The sequence below is a fragment of the Streptomyces hyaluromycini genome, assembly GCF_002217755.1.
Taxonomy (GTDB): Bacteria; Actinomycetota; Actinomycetes; order Streptomycetales; family Streptomycetaceae; genus Streptomyces; species Streptomyces hyaluromycini.
Map to the genome: position 1 here is coordinate 280927 of NZ_BCFL01000019.1, position 21402 is coordinate 302328.

The 21402-nt window shown below is 71.0% G+C and carries 19 protein-coding genes; 11 read left to right on the forward strand and 8 right to left on the reverse strand.

Features of this window, described 5'->3' with window-relative positions:
* Window positions 1-45 precede the first annotated feature (45 nt).
* The gene (locus SSP29_RS19140; protein WP_089101913.1) at window positions 46-684 is read right to left on the reverse strand and encodes a TetR/AcrR family transcriptional regulator; all 639 of its coding nucleotides are present in this window, start codon (window positions 682-684) and stop codon (window positions 46-48) included.
* A gap of 297 nt (window positions 685-981) precedes the next feature.
* Here SSP29_RS19140 and SSP29_RS19145 point away from each other — a divergent pair, with 297 nt between their 5' ends.
* A complete protein-coding gene (locus SSP29_RS19145; protein WP_089101914.1) occupies window positions 982-1632 on the forward strand; it encodes a nuclear transport factor 2 family protein in 651 nt (216 codons plus the stop codon).
* 76 nt (window positions 1633-1708) lie between these two features.
* Here SSP29_RS19145 and SSP29_RS19150 read toward each other — a convergent pair whose 3' ends face one another.
* Window positions 1709-2809: a citrate synthase 2 gene (locus tag SSP29_RS19150; RefSeq protein WP_089101915.1), complete on the reverse strand. Its 1101-nt coding sequence runs from the start codon at window positions 2807-2809 to the stop codon at window positions 1709-1711.
* Between the two features lie 121 nt (window positions 2810-2930).
* Here SSP29_RS19150 and pdxH point away from each other — a divergent pair, with 121 nt between their 5' ends.
* Window positions 2931-3647: a pyridoxamine 5'-phosphate oxidase gene (gene pdxH / locus SSP29_RS19155; RefSeq protein WP_174855988.1), complete on the forward strand. Its 717-nt coding sequence runs from the start codon at window positions 2931-2933 to the stop codon at window positions 3645-3647.
* 275 nt (window positions 3648-3922) lie between these two features.
* Here pdxH and iscB read toward each other — a convergent pair whose 3' ends face one another.
* Window positions 3923-5365, reverse strand: a complete 1443-nt coding sequence (gene iscB, locus SSP29_RS19160) for an RNA-guided endonuclease IscB (RefSeq protein ID WP_275539769.1) — start codon at window positions 5363-5365, stop codon at window positions 3923-3925.
* A 472-nt stretch (window positions 5366-5837) separates the two neighbouring features.
* Here iscB and SSP29_RS19165 point away from each other — a divergent pair, with 472 nt between their 5' ends.
* The 3 genes from SSP29_RS19165 (at window position 5838) to SSP29_RS19175 (ending at window position 8240) form a co-directional block, all read left to right on the forward strand.
* Window positions 5838-6242 (forward strand): RidA family protein, encoded by a 405-nt coding sequence (locus tag SSP29_RS19165; RefSeq protein ID WP_089102391.1) that lies wholly within the window; start codon window positions 5838-5840, stop codon window positions 6240-6242.
* Window positions 6239-6679: a GNAT family N-acetyltransferase gene (locus tag SSP29_RS19170; RefSeq protein ID WP_150134472.1), complete on the forward strand. Its 441-nt coding sequence runs from the start codon at window positions 6239-6241 to the stop codon at window positions 6677-6679. Before SSP29_RS19165 ends, SSP29_RS19170 begins: the two co-directional genes overlap by 4 nt.
* Window positions 6680-6818: 139 nt before the next feature.
* A complete protein-coding gene (locus tag SSP29_RS19175; RefSeq protein WP_089102393.1) occupies window positions 6819-8240 on the forward strand; it encodes a PAS domain-containing protein in 1422 nt (473 codons plus the stop codon).
* 7 nt (window positions 8241-8247) lie between these two features.
* Here the strand turns inward: SSP29_RS19175 and SSP29_RS19180 are convergent, their stop codons facing one another.
* The gene (locus SSP29_RS19180) at window positions 8248-9003 is read right to left on the reverse strand and encodes an SIS domain-containing protein (RefSeq protein WP_089101918.1); all 756 of its coding nucleotides are present in this window, start codon (window positions 9001-9003) and stop codon (window positions 8248-8250) included.
* A gap of 390 nt (window positions 9004-9393) precedes the next feature.
* Between SSP29_RS19180 and SSP29_RS19185 the strand changes: the two genes are divergently transcribed.
* Both SSP29_RS19185 and SSP29_RS19190 read left to right on the forward strand, forming a co-directional pair.
* Window positions 9394-10086 (forward strand): iron-dependent transcriptional repressor DtxR, encoded by a 693-nt coding sequence (locus tag SSP29_RS19185; RefSeq protein ID WP_089101919.1) that lies wholly within the window; start codon window positions 9394-9396, stop codon window positions 10084-10086.
* A 521-nt stretch (window positions 10087-10607) separates the two neighbouring features.
* The gene (locus SSP29_RS19190) at window positions 10608-11468 is read left to right on the forward strand and encodes an alpha/beta fold hydrolase (RefSeq protein ID WP_150134474.1); all 861 of its coding nucleotides are present in this window, start codon (window positions 10608-10610) and stop codon (window positions 11466-11468) included.
* Between the two features lie 265 nt (window positions 11469-11733).
* Here SSP29_RS19190 and SSP29_RS19195 read toward each other — a convergent pair whose 3' ends face one another.
* The 3 genes from SSP29_RS19195 to SSP29_RS19205 all read right to left on the reverse strand — a co-directional run bounded on the left by SSP29_RS19195 (window position 11734) and on the right by SSP29_RS19205 (window position 15015).
* Window positions 11734-13326, reverse strand: a complete 1593-nt coding sequence (locus SSP29_RS19195) for a transporter (RefSeq protein ID WP_089101920.1) — start codon at window positions 13324-13326, stop codon at window positions 11734-11736.
* Window positions 13323-14096 (reverse strand): ABC transporter ATP-binding protein, encoded by a 774-nt coding sequence (locus SSP29_RS19200; protein ID WP_089101921.1) that lies wholly within the window; start codon window positions 14094-14096, stop codon window positions 13323-13325. The genes SSP29_RS19195 and SSP29_RS19200 overlap by 4 nt, the downstream gene beginning before the upstream one ends.
* A 256-nt stretch (window positions 14097-14352) precedes the next feature.
* Complete coding sequence (locus tag SSP29_RS19205) at window positions 14353-15015, reverse strand: bifunctional DNA primase/polymerase (protein ID WP_089101922.1); 663 nt, start codon at window positions 15013-15015, stop codon at window positions 14353-14355.
* A 274-nt stretch (window positions 15016-15289) separates the two neighbouring features.
* Between SSP29_RS19205 and SSP29_RS19210 the strand changes: the two genes are divergently transcribed.
* Both SSP29_RS19210 and SSP29_RS19215 read left to right on the forward strand, forming a co-directional pair.
* Window positions 15290-16675 (forward strand): NsdA family TPR-like regulatory protein, encoded by a 1386-nt coding sequence (locus SSP29_RS19210; RefSeq protein ID WP_089101923.1) that lies wholly within the window; start codon window positions 15290-15292, stop codon window positions 16673-16675.
* 201 nt (window positions 16676-16876) lie between these two features.
* Window positions 16877-18493: a hypothetical protein gene (locus tag SSP29_RS19215; RefSeq protein WP_089101924.1), complete on the forward strand. Its 1617-nt coding sequence runs from the start codon at window positions 16877-16879 to the stop codon at window positions 18491-18493.
* 21 nt (window positions 18494-18514) lie between these two features.
* Here SSP29_RS19215 and SSP29_RS19220 read toward each other — a convergent pair whose 3' ends face one another.
* Entirely contained in the window at window positions 18515-19831 is a 1317-nt protein-coding gene (locus tag SSP29_RS19220; protein ID WP_174855980.1) for an ABC transporter substrate-binding protein, read from the reverse strand.
* A gap of 118 nt (window positions 19832-19949) precedes the next feature.
* Between SSP29_RS19220 and SSP29_RS19225 the strand changes: the two genes are divergently transcribed.
* Together SSP29_RS19225 and purU are read left to right on the forward strand one after the other, a co-directional pair.
* On the forward strand, window positions 19950-20450 hold the full coding sequence (locus SSP29_RS19225) for an SCO4402 family protein (RefSeq protein WP_089101925.1): 501 nt from the start codon (window positions 19950-19952) through the stop codon (window positions 20448-20450).
* Between the two features lie 56 nt (window positions 20451-20506).
* Window positions 20507-21391 (forward strand): formyltetrahydrofolate deformylase, encoded by an 885-nt coding sequence (gene purU / locus SSP29_RS19230; RefSeq protein ID WP_089101926.1) that lies wholly within the window; start codon window positions 20507-20509, stop codon window positions 21389-21391.
* Window positions 21392-21402 lie beyond the last annotated feature (11 nt).

Below are 21402 nucleotides of genomic sequence, written 5' to 3' on the forward strand. Positions count from 1 at the left end.
GTCTCGGGCCTGGCCGGCCTTGGGCTTGGCCGGCCTTGGGCCTGGTCAGTGGTCGGCGGGGGTGTCCCCGCGGAACGCCCCGGCCACCACGGGGACCAGCAGCCGTTCGATCTGCTCGGCGGACAGGGCGGCCAGCTCGGTGCCGATGGGTGCCAGGGCGAGCCAGTTCAGCAGGCCGGCCGCGCATCGCGTACGGAAGTGCAGTTCCTCTTCGCCGACTCCGGGAAGGTTCGGGGCCAGTACCCGGACCACTCCTCGGCGGCTCTGCTCGAACTTGCCGTCCAGCCGGTGCCATCCCTGGGGCGGATCGATACCGACGCGCGCCACGGTCCGCATCACGTCCAGGTCTTGCCCTCCGGCCGCCAGTGCGCGCACCATCGGCCGGGCGAACGCCGCCGCCACGTCATGGAGTGTCGCGGTGGAGGCGAGGGAGTCGAGTTCCAGGATCTTGTCGTCCAGGTACCGCTCCAGGGCGTGCTCGATCGCCGTGTCGCACAGCTTCTTCAGCGACCCGAAGTGGTAGCTCACCGCGGCGACGTTGGCTCCGGCGCGATCCGTGATCTCGCGGAGTGTCACGCCCTCCTGGCCTCGCTGCGAGAGCAGCTCCAGGGCGGCCGTCCGGAGGCCGTCCCGGGTGCGCTGACCGGCCTCCCGGCGCAGGTCCGTCTTTTCCGCCGGTATCATGCAATGTACTCAAGCATATGTTTGAGTACATTGTCAACAGTCGCCTGGCCGATCACGGCCCAGCGCCGGTCGCCGGACGCCGTATCGACCCGGATCGCCGCCCCATACCTGCCCTGACCGGCCGCGATGCGATCGGCTCGGCCACCCCCGTGGCTGCGCGACCACGGAATTCAAACAGTAGCTTGACAGCCCACAGGGCCGTTCATAAGGTTAAGCGAGCGTTTGAATTACTAAGAGCGCGACAGAGACCGCTGCGACGGATCTCGAATCCTGAGTACCCATCTGGAGGAACACGACATGAAGCTGCTCAGCCGGAAGTCGATCACCGCCGCGACCGCGGTAGCTGTCCTGGGTGGTCTTTCCATCGCCGCCGCGCCGTCACAGGCCGCGAGCCCCGCCCACAACACGGCGGCGGTCCACAGCAACACGGCCGCCCCGACCCTGACCGCACGCCAACTGGCGAAGCTGCCGCTCACCGACCGCCACCTGACCAAGCACGAGAAGGCCAACCTCGCGGTGGTCCTGCGCGACTACTACGTGGCCGAGGGCAGCCACATCGACGTCCCGACGTTCGTCAACAGCTTCACCAAGGACGGCGTCTTCAACGACATGGTCGCCGGCCAGGCCTACCAGGGGAAGGCGCTCGGCAACGTCCTGCCCTACATGAAGGGCCTCTTCTCCAACGTGCACCGCGACCTCAAGCGCATCACCGTGAACGGCGACACGATCAGCATCGAACTGTCGATCGACGGCACGTTCGACGGGCAGCTCCAGACACCGGCGGGTGTCCTCAAGGGGAACGGCAACAAGGTCGCCGCGCCGACCGCCGACTTCTGGTACCTGAAGAACGGCAAGGTCAAGATGTTCAACTGCTTCGTCGGCTACTCGAAGATGTACCACGACATGGGCATCGACTTCGACTGGGCCTCGGCCGTCAACAAGCACTGACCCGCTCACCTGGCGGGTGATGCCCGGCACCCCGGCCGCGCATCACCCGCCGAGCGACCCGGGCTGACGCCCCGGACTAGTGGGCGATATCCCCATACCCCTCGATGTCCTGAGGCCTCCGTGCCCCCGGCCCCACATACTCCGCCGACGGACGCACCAACCGCCCCGTCCGCTTCTGCTCAAGAATGTGCGCCGACCACCCCGCCGTCCGCGCACACGTGAACATCGACGTGAACATGTGCGCCGGCACCTCCGCGAAGTCCAGCATGATCGCGGCCCAGAACTCCACGTTCGTGGCCAGCACCCGGTCCGGCCGCCGGTTGTGCAGCTCCTCCAACGCCGCCTTCTCCAACGCCTCCGCGATCTCGAACCGCGGCGCCCCCAGCTCCCGCGCCGTCCGCCGCAGCACCCGCGCCCGCGGGTCCTCCGCCCGGTACACCCGGTGCCCGAACCCCATCAGCCGCTCACCCCGGTCCAGCGCCCGCCTGACGTACCCCACCGCGTCCCCGGTCCGCTCGATCTCCTCGATCATCCCGAGCACCCGCGACGGCGCACCCCCGTGCAGCGGCCCCGACATGGCCCCCACCGCACCCGAGAGCGCCGCGGCGACATCCGCACCGGTCGAGGCGATCACCCGCGCCGTGAACGTGGAGGCGTTCATGCCGTGCTCGGCAGCCGAGGTCCAGTAGGCATCCACAGCCGCCACATGCTTGGGATCCGGCTCCCCACGCCACCGGATCATGAACCGCTCCACCACCGAGTGCGCCTTGTCGATCTCCCGCTGCGGCACCATCGCCAGCCCCTGCCCGCGCGCGGACTGGGCGACGTACGACAGCGCCATGACCGCGGCCCGCGCCAGGTCCTCCCGGGCCTGCGCGGCATCGATGTCCAGAAGCGGCTTCAGCCCCCACACCGGCGCCAGCATGGCGAGCGCCGACTGCACGTCCACCCGGATGTCACCCGAATGGACGGGGATCGGGAACGGCTCGGCCGGCGGCAGCCCCGGATTGAACGCCCCGTCGACGAGCAGCCCCCACACGTTCCCGAACGACACGTGCCCGACCAGATCCTCGATGTCGACGCCCCGGTACCGCAGGGCGCCTCCCTCCTTGTCCGGTTCGGCGATCTCCGTCTCGAACGCGACGACTCCTTCGAGCCCGGGTACGAAGTCCGACATGGGGCGGCTCCTCATGGGTGTAGGCGGAGGCAACTGCACCATAACCCCGAGTGCCAGAGTTGGGGAGCCCAGCGGCACTCAGTGCCACAGCAGGTATGCGTCACATGTGCCCCGGACCCATATGTGCATACGGCAAGATGACCGCGTGACCGATCGTGACGCCGCCGCCTCCGACGACCCCATCCTCGACCCCGCCGCGATGCGCAAGCATTACCGGGCCGAAGGACTCGAAGAGCACGACCTGGCCGCGCACCCCATGGACCAGTTCACCCGCTGGTTCGAACAGGCCGCGCGGGCCGCCGCCGACGGCATGGTCTACGAACCCAACGCGATGGTCGTCGCCACCGCCGACGCCGAGGGCCGCCCCAGCTCACGCACGGTCCTGATGAAGCAGTACGACACCCGCGGCTTCGTCTTCTACACCAACTACGACTCCCGCAAGGCCCAGGACCTCGCCGAGAACCCGTACGTCTCGCTGGTCTTTCCGTGGCACGCCATCGCCCGCCAGGTCGTCGTCACCGGCACCGCCCGCCGCACCGGCCGCGACGAGACCGCCGCCTACTTCCGCACCCGCCCGCACGGCTCCCAGCTCGGCGCCTGGGCCAGCACCCAGTCCTCGGTCATCTACTCCCGCGCCGAACTCGACGCCTCGTACGCGGAGCTCAGCGCCCGCTACCCCGAGGGCGAACAGGTCCCGGTCCCCCCGCACTGGGGCGGCTTCCGCATCGCCCCCCAGACCGTCGAGTTCTGGCAGGGCCGCCAGAACCGCCTCCACGACCGCCTCCGCTACGTAGCCGACCCCGACGGCACCTGGCACGTGGAACGCCTCAGCCCCTGACGTCCTGGCAGGGCCCCAAACGCAGACGACCCGCGAGCTCGGGTCCCTCCGCCTGACGGCGGAGAAGCCGGCCGGACGTACCGGCGAGCTCGCGGGTCGGGTGACTGCATTGGATTGGGCCGGCTGCGTGTTTCGAGCACACGCTGGTCCGGCACCGCACATCGTGTGGTGGCGAGCCGCTAGCCCGCAGCCACCTCGCGCGTCCGGGTTTCACTCATTTACCCGATCACCTCCTTTCGGCGTACTGGCCACACTAAGAAGCTCCTGGGACGGACTCAACTGTTTTTTGGAGATGCTTGCGGAGGCGCTTCCCGCTGGGTGCTGTAGCCGTACCCGTCGCCCCGCTGCAGAAGCCGAAGATTCCAGTGAGAGACGTTCAGGCGGCCTTGCGGCGTGGTGAGGCTGTGCTGCCCCCTGGCCCGGACGGAAATTCGTCCCGTCCAGGTACCTGCCCACTTGCCCGAGGGGACGACGGCACGCACGAGGTCCCCGGTGACGTACCCGAAGTGTTGCTTGGTACGGGAGCGCCGTAGGCGCGGGAATCCGTACCGGTCGGGTGTGGTGCGTGCGTACGAGCCGCGGCCGGTGGCCTTTGCGACCAGGACCCGTTCGGGGAACCGTACGATCGCGTCTCCGCTCTCGTGGTCGAGGTGGCCGACGGACAGCGCGTCGAGGGCGTGCGTCTTACCGAGGCCGGTTCTCACGCGGTTGGCCATGGTGAGGTGGCCGGGCCAGGCATGTACGGGGCGGCCCAGGGTCTCCAACGCCTCCGCGAGCCGCGACTGTGTCGAGTTCATCGCGGCGGCGTCCCGGAGAGGTGTCCTGAGCTGCTCAAGGATCTTGGCGAGGCGGTCGGGGCGGTGGGCGAGGAAGGACTCGACGGAGCGGCTGTCCTTGGCTTTGTTGCAGGGGATGCAGGCGAGGACGAGGTTGGTGATGCGGTTCGAGCCGCCTTGGCTGCGGGGCCGTACGTGGTCGATGTTCAGGGGGACGCCGGTGGCGTCGCAGTAGGCGCAGGCGCTGTTCCACCTGGCGTGGAGGTACGAGCGTGTGGTGCTTCCGGCGAGTGTGCCCTGGGAGTATTCCGTGCCGCGGAGACGGCGTCCCGCGCTCATGGAGTGGGTGTCGAAGGCCGTGCGTTCGAGGTGGATCTCGGTGACGGGCGCGTAGCGGCAGAGGCGTTTGGCCAGGGAGAACGTGGTGTCGACGCGGTGGCGTAGGGACGGTGGGAGCCAGCCCTGTGCTACGCCGCGGTTGTTCGATCGCGGTGCTCGGTAGCGGCAGTTTGCCGAGCGGCGTCGATGTCGGTATCCGGCGCGTTGCCCCATGGTGTGGTGGATCTGGTCGCCGCGGTGCTGGAGTTCGATCGAGAAGAGTCCGCGTCGGACGGTGACGACGCGGCCGTCTGTGCCCGTCTCCTTCTTCTCGTCGGTGAGGGCGAGTCCGGTGCCTTTGGAGCCGGGGTCGATGCGTAGTTGCAAGCCGTCGACGGCCGATTCGGCGCGTGTGCGGTCCTTGAGCCGGATGGCGAAGGGTGTCTGACGTGCGACGACGGCTCGTCCTTTCCGGAGGAGTTCACGAGCGCGGGCCGGATGGCAGGGCATGAGCGGGTGCCCGTCCCTGGAGAGGACGAAAACTCTGCTGTCGCCGCTTCCGCCCGCGTACTCCGGTGGTTGTGTGGGAGCGTCACCGCTCCCGTTCTCTGCCGCCTGCGCCACCGTGGCGGCGCGCTTGGCGTGTCGCCGACGGGCCTTGGTGCCGGTCCCGTCGGTCTCCCCTCGCCCATGTTCCCTGCCGGTGCCCCGCGCGGTGGCGGGGTGTCCGTGAGCCGTTTCGTCCCTGCTCCCGGGGGTGTCTGCTCTCACGGGTTCCAGAGCAGGCTGCTGAGGAAGCACGGCCTGGTGGGTCTGCTCGCCTGCGGGAAACGTAGTCATCGGGGGGCACCTCCCTGATCCTGCGATCGTGATGACTGGGGCTGGTCACTCCACGGCTCCGTGGCCGGGGAGCGAGTGACCTCCCTTCCGAAGTGTGCAGATGAAGCTACTGACCCGGGCCTCCGCTGTCGCCTTGATCGAACGAGGGTCGCTCGTTTATGCGGACCCGGCTGATTTCCCGAACGTGCACGTGATTTTCCTGCTAGGCGATGACCATCGTTCGACGTGCCCGAGCGGGCCCTCTAGCGTTCTGGGCATGACAAAGCGGCGGGTGATTCTCAGTGGGTCCGTGTTCGAGGAGGAGATCGGGTATGCGCGGGCGGTGGTGGACGGGGACTGGGTGCATGTGTCGGGGACGACGGGGTTCGACTATGCGGCGATGACGATCTCCGAGGACGTGGTGGAGCAGGCGGAGCAGTGTCTGCGGAACATCGGGGCGGCGCTGGCGGAGGCCGGGTGTGGGTTCGGGGATGTGGTGCGGGTGCGGTATCTGCTGCCTGTGCGGGAGGACTTCGAGCCGTGCTGGCCGGTGTTGCGGCGGGTGTTCGGGGAGGTGCGGCCGGCGGCGACGATGATGGTGTGCGGGCTGTCGGATCCGCGGATGAAGATCGAGATCGAGGTTTACGCGCGGCGGTCGGCAGAAGGGGAGGGTGACGCGTGAGTGATCTTCGGGTGGTCCTCGTCGGCGGCGACGAGGCGCTGGAGGAGTGGCGGTATGTGCACAACGTTGTGGTGCCGCCTGCTGCGATGTCGTTCGAGGAGGCCGGGGAGCGGCTCGCGCGGGGGAATCGGCTGGAGAACGCGTACGACGGGGACGTGCTGGTGGGGTGTTCGACCGTGCGGCCCGTGGTGGGTGGGGTGGGCACGGTGATCGCGCGGGTGTTGCCGGAGTTTCGGCGGCGGGGGTTTGGTGCCGCGTTGTACGAGCATGCGCTCGCGTGTGTGCGTGGGCAGGGTGCGGAGGTCGTCGAGACGTGTGTGCTGGGCGTCAACGAGGACGGGCTGCGGTTTGCCCGGCGGTGCGGGTTTGCCGAGGTCGAGCGGTATGTGCTGGACGGGGAGAGCGACGAGTGGGTGGATCTGCGGCTCGTGCTGTGAAGGGCGGCGGGCGTCGGCTTGCAACGATTCCTTCAATCTTGCGGGAACACAGTGTGGGCTGCGTCACGTTCGAGTTGAATGAAGGGCAGCGAGTGAACCGACGCGCCGTGCGTGCGGACGCAGCCTGATGGGGGTCCAGGTGAGTGCTTCCCGGCGTAGTGGGGCCACGGACGAGCTGGGGCCCGACGAGCCCGAGCCGGAGTCGGAGCGGGATGCTCCGGAGGACTCGGGCGGCTCCGACCTGCTCGCCGCGCTGCTCGACGGCATGGACGCGGCGCTGTGTGCGTTCGATGCGGATGGCTTCGTCACGCATTGGAACCGTGAGGCCGAGCGGATCCTGGGGTGGACGGCGGCCGAGGCGGTGGGCCGGCACGGGTTCGCCGGTTGGGCGGTGCGTGAGGCGGATGCCGACGAGGTCGAGGGGCGGCTGCTGTCGGTCATGCATGCCTCGGGCCGCCAGGTGCACGAGTTCGCGCTGCTGACCAAGGACGGCGGGCGGGTGCTCGTCCGGACGCAGTCGGCGGCCGTGCGCGGGCCGGACGGCAAGCCGGCGGGCGTGTACTGCGCGTTCAGCGAGGTGCACGCGCAGATCGACCTGGAGCGGTCGATCGCGCTGAGCGAGGCTCTGTTCGAGGACGCTGCCTGGGGTGTCGTCCTCGTGGACGCGGATCTGCGGCCCGCCGTGGTCAACGCGCATGCCGCGCGGGCGCTCGGTATCGGGCGTGCGTCGGCGCTCGGGCGGCCGCTGGGGGAGTTGCTGGCGCTGGGTGTGGAGGATCTTGAGGGTGCGCTCACGCATGTGCTGGCCGAGGGGGCGCCGCCGGCGCCGGCGGAGATGTGGGTGAGTGTTCGGACGCCGGAGGGCGAGCAGCGGCGCTGCTGGCGGTCCGGGTTCCTGCGGCTGGCGTCGCCGCTCGCGGAGGAGCCGGTGCCGCTCGGGGTGGGCTGGCTGTTCCTGGACGTCACGGAGGCCAAGCACGCCGAGCAGGAGGCGGCGATGCTGCGGTTCCGTGCCAACCAGCTGCATCGTGCGGCCCGTGCGGCATCCGAGTGCGAGGACCCGGCGGAGGCGGCGACCGTCCATCTGGACTTCGCGCTGGCCGGGTTCGCCGACCACGCCGTGATCGACCGGGTGGTGGGCGGTTCCCGGGCCGACGGAGAGGTGGGGCCGGTCCGGCTGGTGCGGATCGCGGCCACACCGTCCGGGACGCCGGGGCCGAGCATGCTGACGGGCGCGGCGGGGCTGCCGGTGCGCTACGAGGAGGGGCATCCGGCGTTGCAGTGCGTGGCGCGGGCCGGGAGTGTGCGGGCGGACGCCGGTTCGGTGCCGCTGGACCGGGCGCGGGCCTGGGCGCTGGACCGGCAGTGGCCCGGTGACGCGGTGCACGCGTTGTGCGCGGTGCTGCGCAGCCGGGGGCGGACGCTGGGCGTCGTGACGTTCCTGCGCGGGTCGGCCCGCAACCGTTTCGAGCGCGCGGACGCGACGTACGCGGAGGACGTGGCCGTGCGCATCGCGACCGCGCTGGACCTCGCCCACCTTGCGAAGGAGCGGCAGCAGTGACGGCCGTTCAGTGCTGGTAGAAGATCCGGTCGCGGTACTCCTCGAACACGCGGGCGTTCCATGCGTGGCCGCCGTCGACGTTGCCGGAGCGCAGCAGCGGGGGTTCGGTGCCGCGGTCGGCGAGGGTGGCCGCGGTGGTGGCCAGGACCGCTTGGAGGAGGGCGCTGGTGACGACCGTGGAGGCGGGTGCGAAGGGGGCCGGGATGGTGTCGAGGGTGAGTTCGGCGTCCCCGACGGCGATCTTCGAGTCGAGGACGACGTCGCAGTGGTCCTTGAGGTAGGTGCCGGAGGAGTGCCGGGAGGTGGTCTCGGTGGCGTACGCCACCGATGTCACGCCGATGACCTTGATGCCGCGCCGGCGGGCCTCGACCGCCATTTCGACGGGCAGGGCGTTGCGGCCGGACAGGGAGATGATCACGAGGGCGTCGCCGGCGCGCAGGGGCGAGGTGTCGAGGACGGCGGTGGCGAGTCCGTCGACCCGTTCGAGGCGGGAGCCGAGGGTGGCGGGCATCACATCGACGCCGACGAGGCCGGGGGCGGCGAGGAGGTTCATGAGGGCGAGGCCGCCGGCGCGGTAGACGACGTCCTGGGCGGCGAGGGAGGAGTGCCCGGCGCCGAAGGCGAAGAGCCGGCCGCCGGAGGCGACGGTGTCGGCGAGGAGGGTGCCGGCGGCGGCGATGGCCTCGGCCTCCTCGTCGCGGACCCGTTGCAGGAGGCCGATGGCGGCGTCGAAGAACAGGTCGGCGGGCGTGCCGTCGCTCATGCGGTGCCCCTTCGCAGCGTCAGCGTCAGCGTGTGTGTCGCGGATCACCCTCAGGTCTGGACCAGGCCGGTGTCAATACGGCCTGTGCGGGGGCAGGGGCTGAGGCCGGGGGGTGGGGACGCTTACCGGCGCTTGCAGGGTGCCTCCCCCAGAGGGGGGACCCCCAGCGCCCACCCGTGCCGCTCTGCGGCACGCCTGCCCGCAGCTACGACGTGCTCCGTAAGGGGCGCGGGGAACTGCGCGATCAGCCCCCGCCGGCCCGCAGGTGAAGCGCGGCCCGCACCCCCCGTTTTTCCGGTGTCCCCCGCTTGTCAGTGGGATCCGGCAGAATTGGTTGCAGGGCCAGCGCACGCCGCCGGGGTTTCCGGCAGAGGTAATCGAGGGGCACGTATGTCCGGACTGATCGACACCACGGAGATGTATCTCCGCACCATCCTCGAGCTCGAAGAGGAAGGCGTGGTCCCCATGCGCGCCCGCATCGCGGAGCGGCTCGACCAGAGTGGGCCGACGGTGAGCCAGACGGTCGCGCGGATGGAGCGGGACGGACTGGTGTCCGTGGCCAGCGACCGCCATCTGGAACTGACCGACGAGGGCCGCAGGCTGGCGACACGCGTGATGCGCAAGCACCGCCTCGCCGAGTGTCTGCTGGTCGACGTGATCGGCCTGGAGTGGGAGCAGGTGCACGCTGAGGCGTGTCGCTGGGAGCACGTGATGAGCGAGGCTGTGGAGCGGCGCGTCCTGGAGCTGCTGCGGCACCCGACCGAGTCGCCGTACGGCAACCCGATCCCGGGTCTGGAGGAGCTGGGCGAGAAGGACGGCGCGGATCCGTTCCTCGACGAGAGCATGGTGTCGCTGGCCGACCTGGATCCGGGTACGGACGGCAAGACGGTGGTCGTGCGCCGGATCGGCGAGCCCATCCAGACCGACGCGCAGCTGATGTACACGCTGCGGCGGGCGGGTGTGCAGCCCGGTTCGGTGGTGAGCGTGACGGAGGCGGCCGGCGGGGTGCTGGTGGGCAGCGGCGGCGAGGCGGCCGAGCTGGAGGCGGACGTCGCCTCCCACGTGTTCGTCGCCAAGCGCTGAGCGCCAAGCGCCGAGCGCCGCCTGCTCGGCGCCGTAACCGGAGCATCGTTCAACTTCCGTTGTTCGTGGGGGAGTTGAGGCCTTCACTCGACGTCTCACCCGCGTGTGTCGAACGCGTCGAATCCAAGATTCAGTGCGCCGAATCGCAGCGCTGGAACGTTTCGCGTGCAAGGCTGTCGCGAGAGGCATATGACCTGAGGGGGGCGGGGAGGATGTGCCGAAGACGTGGGATTGGCCCCGGTACCTTTCGGTACCGGGGCCTGTCCTCCCCAGTGCTGACCCGGAGCCCCGAGCTCTCAGGGTCATCCCCTCGGACCGTTTTCCCCGAGCGGTCCGCCCCCCGCAGAACAAATCCCCCCGGTGACGCCGATCATGCCTGGGGAGGGGTCACTCGAATGAGGGGTGTTGCCCGCAGGAACCCGATTTTCGAATAGAGGTTCGATAGTCTGCGGTGGTACCGAACCACCACGAAGCGACACGAGGCGACACTAGGCACGCGGAGCTAGGGGGGTGCCAGGCCCATGGCACGGCGCATCGACGTGACAGGAGCCGGCGGCGTGGACCTCGCCGCCTGGGAGTTCGCGGACCCGCCCAAGACGGAGGATCCGGGCCACTCGTTTCCCGGTGTGCTGTTACTGCACGGCCTGATGGGCCGCGCCTCGCACTGGGCGTCCACCGCCCGCTGGCTCGCCGGGCGGCACCGTGCCGTCGCCCTCGACCAACGCGGCCACGGCCAGAGCGACAAGCCCCCGCAGGCCGCCTACACCCGTGAGGCGTACGTCGAGGACGCCGTGGCCGCCGTCGAGCAGCTGGGCCTCGCGCCGGCCGTGCTCATCGGCCACGCCATGGGCGCCCTGACCGCCTGGCAGCTCGCCGCGAAACGCCCCGAGCTGGTGCGGGGCCTGATCATCTGCGACATGCGCGCCTCCGCACTCGGCGCGGCCTCGCAGCGCGAGTGGGCCGACTGGTTCAAGTCCTGGCCCGTGCCCTTCGCCACGCTCGCCGACGTACGCAAGTGGTTCGGCGAGGACGATCCCTGGGTGGAGCGGCCGAACCCGGCGCGCGGGGAGTTCTACGCCGAGGTGATGCACGAGTGCGCCGACGGCTGGCGGCCCGTGTTCGACCCTGACCAGATGCTGAAGTCCCGCGAGACCTGGGTGTACGACGCGCACTGGGAGGAGCTGGCCCAGGTGCCGTGCCCCACGCTGGTGGTGCGCGGGGTGGACGGGGAGCTGGGGCGGGCGGAGGCGCAGGAGATGGTTCGGGTGCTTCCCCGAGGGGAGTACGCCGAAGTGGCGGACGCCGGGCATCTGTTGCCTTATGACCGGCCGGAGGCCTGGCGGGCGGCGGTCGAGCCGTTTCTTGATCGGGTGGGGGAGTGAAGGGCGCCTACGGGGGAGGGGGTGCAGGAGGTTCGGCGGGTGCGGGTGCGTTGTGGTTGCTCGCGCAGTTCCCCGCGCCCCTGAAGGGGCGCGTGTTCCGTCCGTCGGTTGGAGGGCTCGCGCCTACGCGGCGGTAGCCGCAGATCGATACAGTCCCGCGCTCCTGAAGGGGCGCGTGTTCCGTCCGTCGGTTGGAGGGTTCGCGCCTACGCGGCGGTAGCCGCAGATCGATACAGTCCCGCGCCCCTGAAGGGGCGCGCTGCAGCTAGCCCTTGCTGACGGCGAGCAGGATCTCCGGCAAGCAGGCCGCTGTTCGCGGGGCCGCCATCCGCAGCCCTGCCCACGTGATCGTCGCCCCGTAGGCCGCCCCCGCCGGCAGCAGCAGCCAGGTCCACTCCTCGCCTCCCGCGCTCACGTTCAGCGCGATGGTCAGGGCGATGACCGGGGAGCTCAGCAGGGCCGCCGCGACCATCCCGCCGAAGATCGCGATGCAGGCCAGGCCGGTCTGGCCGGGGGCGACGTTGCGGTGGCCCTCCTGGGGGATGGAGTAGGGGAAGCGGGCGGAGGTCCAGGCGCCGGTCGCCAGCATCGCGCCGAGCAGGGCGAAGGCGAGGCCGAGCACCTCGGGCAGCCGGGGCCAGTCGCCCAGCAGGGCCGTGGTCAGGACGGTCACCAGCGCGGTGTACGGCAGGGTGATCGCCAGCAGGGCCAGTGCCCGCCCGCGCAGTTCGACGTAGGCGTCCCGCGCGGACGAGACGGTCATCGCGACCATCCAGAAGGCGGAGGTGTCCTGCCCGAACTGGTTGTACATCTGGATGCCGAGCATCCCGGCGGCGAAGCACGCGAAGTAGACCGACCCGGTGCCCTGCAGGGCGTTGAAGACGGGCACGATCAGGCCGATGGCCAGCGAGGTCACCCAGGCGGCCTTGGTCTTGGGATCGCGCCAGACGTAGCGCAGGCTGCGCGCCATGACCGTACCGGTGCGTCCGCCGGGCAGCAGCCGTCCGAGAACGCCGCCCGCGGACGAGCGGCCCCGGTCGGCCGCGTCGGGCGCCTGGAGCGTGGAACCGTCGGGTGAGGTCATCAGCCGGGTCAGCGTCCGCGCCCAGGCGCCCACGAGCAGCGCCGACGCGGCCAGGGACAGACCGAGCTGGAGGACGGCGGTCCCGTACGAACCCTCGCTCGCCGAGTGCACCGCGCCGATCGCCGACGCGGGCGGCAGCCACCGCACCACGTCGGCCACCGGCGCGAGCCTGCCGAGGCCGGCCGAACCGAGGCTCTGGGCGCCGAAGTTGACGAGCTGTGCCCCGACGGCGACGACCAGGCCGCTCAGGACGGCCAGGTCACGTCCCCTGCGGCTGCTGAGCAGCCGTACGTTCGCGGCGGCCACGGCGCGCGCGAGGGCCACGCAGACCAGCAGGGCGAGGGGTACGGCGACGACCGCGACGCCGTAGCCGGCCGCACCGTGCGCCACCGCCACCGCACAGCCCACCAGTAGCAACAGGCTGACCAGGGGGCCGATGCCGACCAGCGAGGCGGCCAGCAGGGCCCGTACCAGCGGCCGGGGCCGCAGCGGGAGCATCACCAGCCGGGTCGGGTCCAGGGTCTCGTCGCCGCCCGGGAAGAACAGCGGCATCACCGCCCACCCCAGCGCCAGCACGGCGGCCCCCAGCACCGCCACCGCGTCCGCGTGCGCATGCCCGCGCAGCAGGACCAGGCCCAGCAGCTGCAGTACCGCGAACAGCAGCGCGACGACCGCCGACGCGACGAACGCGGCCCGCCGGCCGCCGGACTGCCGCAGCCCGTTGCGCAGCAGCGACAGCTTCAGCCGTACGACGGTGGCGGTCACGTCCGTCATCGGGCCGCCCCGCCGCCCAGCCAGTCCAGATCGGAGGCCGCGTTCCGGCCGCTCGCCCCGACCAGCTCCAGGAACGCGGCCTGGAGGGTGGGATGCGCCCCGCGCACTTCTTCCAGCGTCCCCGTCGCGCGGATCCGCCCGGCCGCCAGCACCGCGACCCAGTCGCACAGCGACTCGACGAGCTCCATCACGTGGGAGGAGAAGACGACGGTCGCGCCGGAGGCGGTGTACCGCTCCAGCACGCCCCGGATGGTCTGCGCGGACACCGGGTCGACGCCCTCGAACGGCTCGTCCAGGAAGAGGACTTCGGGGTTGTGGAGGAGAGCGGCGGCGAGCCCGATCTTCTTGCGCATGCCGGTCGAGTAGTCGACGACGAGTTTGTGCTGGGCTCCGGCGAGGTCCAGTACGTCCAGGAGCTGGGTGGCCCGCTTGTCGACCTCGGCGCCGGGGAGGCCGCGCAGCCGGCCGGAGTAGCCGAGCAGTTCGCGTCCGGAGAGCCGCTCGAAGAGGCGGAGGCCTTCGGGGAGGACGCCGATGCGGGCCTTCACGGCGACCGGGTCCCGCCACACGTCGTGGCCGACGACCTCGACGGAGCCCTGGTCCGGGCGCAGCAGTCCGGTCACCATGGAGAGCGTGGTGGTCTTGCCTGCGCCATTGGGGCCGACCAGCCCGACGAACTTTCCGGCGGGCAGCGACAGATCGATCCCGCCGACGGCCACCTGCTGCCCAAACCGCTTCCAGAGCCCACGAACACGCACGGCATCGGTCATGGATGAACCCTATGGGGCGGCGAGGTTTTGAGGGTGCGGGTGGGTGGGGGCGGGGGTTTCGCTTGCCGGCGCCGGCAGGGTGCCTCCCCCAGAGGGGGGACCCCCAGCGCCCACCCGTGCCGCCCTGCGGCACGGCTGCCCGCAGCTATGTGGCTGACGCGACTGCAGCGCCCCTTGAGGGGCGCGGGGAACTGCGCGACCAGCCACGACGCACCCGCAGCCGCTCACAACACATCACCCGGCAGCCCAGGAGGCGCTACCGATCCCTCCCGCACGCATAGGCCAACGGCGAGATCAGCTCCTCCGCATCCGGCAGCCACCGGTTCGCCGCCGTCGGCCGGCAGGCCCACTGGACCGCCCCCCGGGACCCGTACCGCGTCGGCGGTGCCGGCACGTACGCCCCCTCCCCGAGCGCCGTGAGGTCCAGCGACGCCGGTGACCAGCCGATCTTCCGTACCAGGTCCGGCACCTTCACCGACGCGCCCGGCAGTACGAAGAACTGCATCCGGCGGTCGGGGGTCAGGGTCACCGGCCCCAGCGTCAGCTCCATCCGCTCCATGCGCGCCAGCGCGAGAAACCCGGCCGTCTCCGGGACGGACAGCGCGTCGAAGGTCCGCCCCGTCGGCAGCAGGATCGACGCCGTCGGCTGCTTCTGCCACATCCGGCGCGCCACCGTCGCACTACCGGTGGCCTGCGTCGCCCAGTCCGGGCGCGCCGCGTGCGCGCCGGGCGCGCCGCACGCGACCTCACCACAGGAGCAGCGTTGCACCCCCTCGGCCGCTTCCAGCCAGGTGCCCGGGAAGACGTCCCAGTGGCGCTCCTCGGCGTAGCGTACGGCGGTCTCCAGCAGCGATTCCCCGCGCTGCTTCGGAATCTGAGCGGCTTCGGTGCCCACGATCGTCTCTTCCACGCTCAACACAACTCCCGCACCCACCTGGAGTTACGGGCGTAGCGCGCGCGGGGGAGGAGCATCTTTCCCGTAACTGGGGCGCATGGATGCACGTGTGGGGGCGCGCAGGAGGAACCGGGGCGTGAGCGGGTAGTCACACGTGGGGGGTTGGCGGCGGTCGTACCCGTGGTTCCGCTGCTTTTACCCGGCAATCCTCGCATGTCCCGCATTTTCGGCATGTCCGCTGGGCAGTGATCGCAAAGGCCGGATCTTTTCCCTACAGGGAGTTCGCAGGGGGTACGCCATGGCCGCAAGGCCGCTTGTCGCGCGGCAGCCGAACGAACGGTTGCAGGCGCTCATCCAGGAGGCGGGGTGCTCGAACGCCGGGCTCGCCCGCCGGGTCAACATGTGCGGCGCCGAGCACGGTCTCGACCTGCGGTACGACAAGACGTCCGTGGCGCGCTGGCTGCGCGGCCAGCAGCCGCGGGGCCGGGCGCCCGCGATCATCGCCGAGGCGCTGGGCCGCAAGCTGGGCCGTACGGTCACGATCGACGAGATCGGCATGGCCAACGGCAAGAACCTCGCGTCGGGCGTCGGTCTCCAGTTCTCGCCGACGGTGCTGGGGGCCATCGAGCAGGTCTGCGAGCTGTGGCGCAGTGACGTGGGGCGCCGGGACTTCCTGTCCGGTTCCTCGGTCGCCGCGTCCGCGCTGGTGGAGCCCAGCCGGGACTGGCTGATCTCGGCGCCGGACGCGCAGGTGGCGCGGCAGGCGGGGCCGCGGGTCGGGCAGTCGGACGTCGCGGCGGTGAAGGCGATGACGCAGGCGCTGACGGATCTGGACCACCAGTTCGGCAGCGGGCATGTGCGTCCGGTCGTCGTGCACTACCTCAACAGCGTCGTCTCCGGGCTGCTGGCCGGCTCCTACCGGGAGTCCGTGGGGCGGGAGTTGTTCGCCGCCGTCGCCCGGCTCACCGAGCTCGCCGGGTACATGGCCGTCGACACCGGTCAGCCCGGGCTGGCCCAGCGGTACTACATCCAGTCGCTGCGCCTCGCGCAGGCGGCCGGCGACCGTGGCTACGGCGGCTATGTGCTCGCCTCCTCCATGAGCCACCTCGCCGCGCAGCTCGGAAACCCGCGCGAGATCGCCCAGTTGGCACGGGCGGCGCAAGAGGGGGCGCGTGGTCGTGTGACCCCGCGCGCGGAGGCGATGTTCTTCGCGGCCGAGGCCCGTGGCCACGCCCTGCTGGGCGATGTGCGGTCGGCGCAGCTGGCGTCCGGGCGGGCGGTGTCGGCGATGGAGGCGGCCGATCCGGCGTCCGGGGACGACCCGGCGTGGATCAGGCACTTCGACGAGGCCTACCTGGCCGACGAGTTGGCGCACTGCCACCGCGACCTGGGCCAGGCCGAGGCGGCCGCCAGGTGTGCGCAGCAGTCGCTGGACGGGCACCCGGAGACCCGGGCGCGGCGCCGCGCGATCGGCTATGTGCTCCTCGCCACGGCGCAGGTGCAGCAGCGCGAGATCGAACAGGCATGTGCCACCGGGACGAAGGCGGTGGAGCTGCTGGAGACGGTCCGCTCCAACCGGGGCGCCGAGTACCTGGAGGACTTCCAGCTGCGGCTGGAGCCGTTCCGGGACGAACCGGTGGTCAGGGAGTTCGGAGCGCGCCTGGATCTGCAGGCGGCCGCATGAATTCCTGCCCCGCGGCTGCATGAACGTGTGGAAAACCACACGTTGCCGCTCAAGAGGCGGCATATACAGCGCACCGCGGGGCGGTTCTGTTACTGCTGTCACAAGGAACAAGATCGCGACCTTGGCTGCGTGGCACCTGGCTGAGGGGACCCGGTAGCGTGAGCCGACGATTCACAAGGTCCCCCATTAGTAGGAGTCCCGGTGACGCAGAGTGGACAGGGCGAGCCCGCGCGCGAAGGCATCGTGCTGCCCTCCGACGGTGGCGAGCCCCTGCTGCCGGGTATGACGGGCAGTCCCGTCCCCGTCACACAGCCGCCCGCCCCGGCCGCCGCGCCGTCCGAGGGCCAGTCCTGGGGCCAGCCGTGGGGCCCCGGCCACCAGCAGAGCCCGCAGCCCGAGCCGGGCGGCCAGGGCTGGCCGCAGGCGGCCGGCCAGGAGTGGGCCGCTCCGGAGCACCAGCTGCCGCCCGCCTGGAACGCCCAGTCGCATGCCGCCCAGGCCCAGGCCGCCCAGGCCCCCGGTGCCGGTGCGCTTCCGCCGGAGGGGGCGCCGGCCCCGTCGTACGGCGGCTACGAGCAGTCGTACGGCTATGGCGGCCAGCCCCAGCAGCCGTACGGCGCCCCGCTGCCCCCGGCCGCCGGCCAGGACCCCTACGGCGCTCAGGGCGCCGCGCTGCCGCCCGCCGTCCCGCAGGGCGGCCACGGCGGCTACGGCGGTGCGCTGCCGCCCGCCGACGAGGGCGCCACCCAGTACATACCGCCGGTGCCCGCCGCGCCGGTGGACGAGGGCGCCACGCAGTACATACCGCCGGTTCCGGCGGCCTCCGAGGGCGCCACCCAGCTGATCCCGCCGGTGGGCCCCGGCGCGCTGCCGCCGGAGATGTCCCACGGGCAGACCGCCTTCCACGGCGGGCCGCCCGCCCCGGCGGCGCACTCCGACGCCGAGGCCACGCAGTACATCGTGCCGTACCCGGCCGGCGGCCCGCAGGGTGGCGGGGCCGACCGGCAGCCGCCCGCCGAGTTCGACAACCTCTTCCGCAGCGGGCCGGGCGGCGAGCCCCCGGCCGCCTCCACGGCCTATCTGCCGCGCTTCCAGGAGCAGCCCCAGAGCGGCTACCAGCAGCCGCCGGCGTTCACCCCGCCCCCGACGTCGTACGACCATCACGACGACGACGGTGGCGGCCGGGGCGGCCGCGGCAGGTCGAAGGTGCCGCTGATCGCGGCCGTCGGGATCGGCATCGCGGTGCTCGGCATCGGCGCCGGTGCCCTGCTCAGCGGTGGCGGCGGGGGCTCGGACGACACCGGCAAGACGGTGGCCGCGTCCGCCTCGGCCACCGACGGGTCCTCCTCGGCCGCGGCCGACCCCGCGAAGGCGCAGGCCGTCGCCCTGGACAAGCTGCTCGCCGACAGCGGCAGCAGCCGGGCCTCGGTGATCAACGCCGTCGCCCAGGTGAAGCAGTGCAAGGACCTGGACGGCTCCGCCTCCGACCTGCGCAACGCCGCCCAGCAGCGCACCGAGCTGGTCACCCGGCTGTCGAAGCTGGCCGTCGACAAGTTGCCGGGCAACGCCGAGCTGAGCACCGCCCTCACCAAGGCCTGGCAGGCCTCCGCGAACGCCGACAACCACTACGCGGCCTGGGCCGACCAGGCCAAGGGCAAGCACGGCTGCCACAAGGGCGAGGCCCGCACCACCGGCCAGACCCTCGCCGGCAACCGCGAGAGCGGCACCGCCAGCAGCCAGAAGGTGAAGGCGGCCGCGCTGTGGAACACGATCGCGAGCAAGTACGGCCTGACCCAGCGGCAGCCGACCCAGCTGTGACGGCCGGGGCGTGCGCGGGGGTCAGCTGAGGTCGGCGTTCTCCAGGACCTTGGTCATGTCCAGGGCCTGCTTGTTCGCCGACTGCAGCAGACCGCCCTTGACCGTCTGGACGTTCACGTCGGCGTTGACCAGCCGGGCGAAGCCGGCCGCGGCCAGCTTGCCCTGGTAGGGCCAGCTCAGGGACGGGGTGAGGCCGCCGGTGTCGACCTTCAGGCCGTCGTTGAGGGTGTGCCGCACACTGTCGGCGCTGACCTCGCCGTCGCCGATCTTCTCCAGCGCGGCGGTGAGGACCTTGTAGGCGATCCAGGTGGTCTGCACCCCGGCGTCGGCCGGGTCGATCCGGTTGTCGCCGAAGGCCTCCTTGCTGATGACCTTCTTCATCCCGTCCCAGCGCGAGTCCGAGGCCACCGGGTACCAGCCGGTGATGTACGAGCCCTCGTACGGGCCGGACGCGCCGCCGGTGGAGTTGATCACCGTCTGGTCGACGCTGCCGACCTCGGCGGCCGTCTTCACCTTCGGGTAGTCCTGGCGGGCGCGCTGGAAGTTGTCCATGAAGGTGGCCGTGCGGTCACCCAGTTCGGGCACCACACAGCCCGTCTTCAGCGAGTTCGAGGTGGCGCTCTCCAGCGCCTTCTGCGACTGCTGGTCGTACTCGGTGAGGTCCTCGGCCGCGAGCTGGTCGATCGCCTTGGCGTGGCCGCCCGCCTGCAGGCCCGAGTCGAGCAGCTGGGGCAGCTGGTCGCCGGCGATGCTGTCCGGGCGGACCAGGGTGACCGGGCCGCAGGAGTCGGCCAGCGCCTCCCCGAGTCCGGACAGCAGGGTGAGCGAGCCGCCGTTGACCGGGTAGGAGACGGGGCTGGTGAACTCCTCGTTCGACGCCCCGTAGCCGCCTATGTAGGGGATGGCCGCGCCCTCCAGCGGGGCGAAGTAGGAGTCGCCGAACTGGCTGTAGGAGCCGACCACGGCGACGACGTTCTCGTCGACCGCCCGCTGGGCGCAGCTCGCGGCGCCCACGCTGCTGTTGTGGTCGTTGCAGGTGACGAGCTTGAGCTTGCGGCCGTTGATGCCGCCCTCGGAGTTGATCCACTTGACGTAGGCGGAGGCCATGGCGGGCATGCCGGGCTTGTTGGTGGCGCTGGTCCCCTGCGGCGCCCAGGTCATCACCTTGATCGCGTCGTCCGTCGAGGCCGACATCCCTGGGATGACACCGCAGCCGGCGGCGAGCGACACACACGCCGTCACGGCCACCGCGGACAGGGCGGCGGCTCTGACGCGCCGGTGGTTCGCGGAGACGGTGCTGCTGAGGGGGGTGCTGAGGATGGGGCGCCTGCCGGTCATGAACATGCACGATTCCGCCACATCAATAACCGAAAAGTGACCCATGGTCAACGAAGGGTGACGTCCAGGTGAATTGCGGGGGGCCTGTTAAGGGTGTGTGACGAGGAACGTACGATCGATGACCGTGCAAGGTTCGGAGAACTCTTCCCGTCGCGGCCGTCGCTCCTCCACCATGGGCGGCATGCCACTCAATGACATGCCGTGGTGGCGCTGGCGCAGCAATGTGCGCTCCGCGCTGCACATGCTCTCCGACCCGGACTTCCAGCGGAACGTCTGGCTGGCCGGCCAGGACGGGTACGGCGACGTGACCGACGCGGTCTACCGGCTGGTCGAGGACACCTGGCTGGACAGCTGGTCCGCGGAGAAGTACGTCGGGACGATATTCCGCGACTCGCAGGAGGCGGCGCTCGTCGACACCGCCGTGCTGCGGGTGCTGCGGATCATGCACCAGGTCGGGCCGGACGCGCCGGTCTCCGCCTACCTCGACCACCAGGCGTGGCCGGACGCGGTCCGGGCGGCCCGGGACGCGCACATACGCCTGGCGGCGAGTGACGGCGACGACCCGGACGCCCCGCCGCGCACTCTCGAAGTGCTGCGGATCATGACGCGGGCGGCCTGAGTCCGCGAAGCGGACGCCGACCGCCGGGGCGGGCGGGGCATGAGATTCTGTGCTGCATGACCGACGAGTCCACCCGAGCCCAGGCCGCCCCGGCCGACCAGTACGTCCTCACGCTCTCCTGCCCGGACAAAAAGGGCATCGTGCACGCCGTGTCGAGCTACCTGTTCATGACCGGCTGCAACATCGAGGACAGCCAGCAGTTCGGGGACCACGACACGGGTCTGTTCTTCATGCGCGTGCACTTCTCGGCCGACGCGCCGGTGACGGTCGACAAGCTGCGGGCGAGCTTCGCGGCGATCGGTGACTCCTTCCACATGGACTGGCAGATCAACCGGGCCGACGAGCGGATGCGCATCGTCCTCATGGTCAGCAAGTTCGGCCACTGCCTGAACGACCTGCTCTTCCGCGCCCGCATCGGCGCGCTCCCGGTGGACATCGCGGCTGTGGTCTCCAACCACACCGACTTCAAGGAGCTGGTGGACTCGTACCACATCCCCTTCCACCACATCCCGGTGACGAAGGAGACGAAGGCCGACGCCGAGGCCCGGCTGCTCGACCTCGTCCGCGAGGAGAACGTCGAACTGGTGGTGCTGGCCCGCTACATGCAGGTCCTCTCGGACGACCTGTGCAAGCAGCTGAGCGGCCGGATCATCAACATCCACCACTCGTTCCTGCCGAGCTTCAAGGGCGCGAAGCCGTACCACCAGGCGCACGCGCGGGGCGTGAAGCTGATCGGTGCGACGGCGCACTACGTCACGGCGGACCTGGACGAGGGCCCGATCATCGAGCAGGAGGTCGAGCGGGTCGGCCACGACGTCACCCCGGACCAGCTGGTGGCGATCGGCCGCGACGTGGAGTGTCAGGCGCTGGCGCGGGCGGTGAAGTGGCACGCGGAGCGCCGCATCCTGCTCAACGGCCGACGGACGGTCGTCTTCGGCTGACGGTTGCGAGG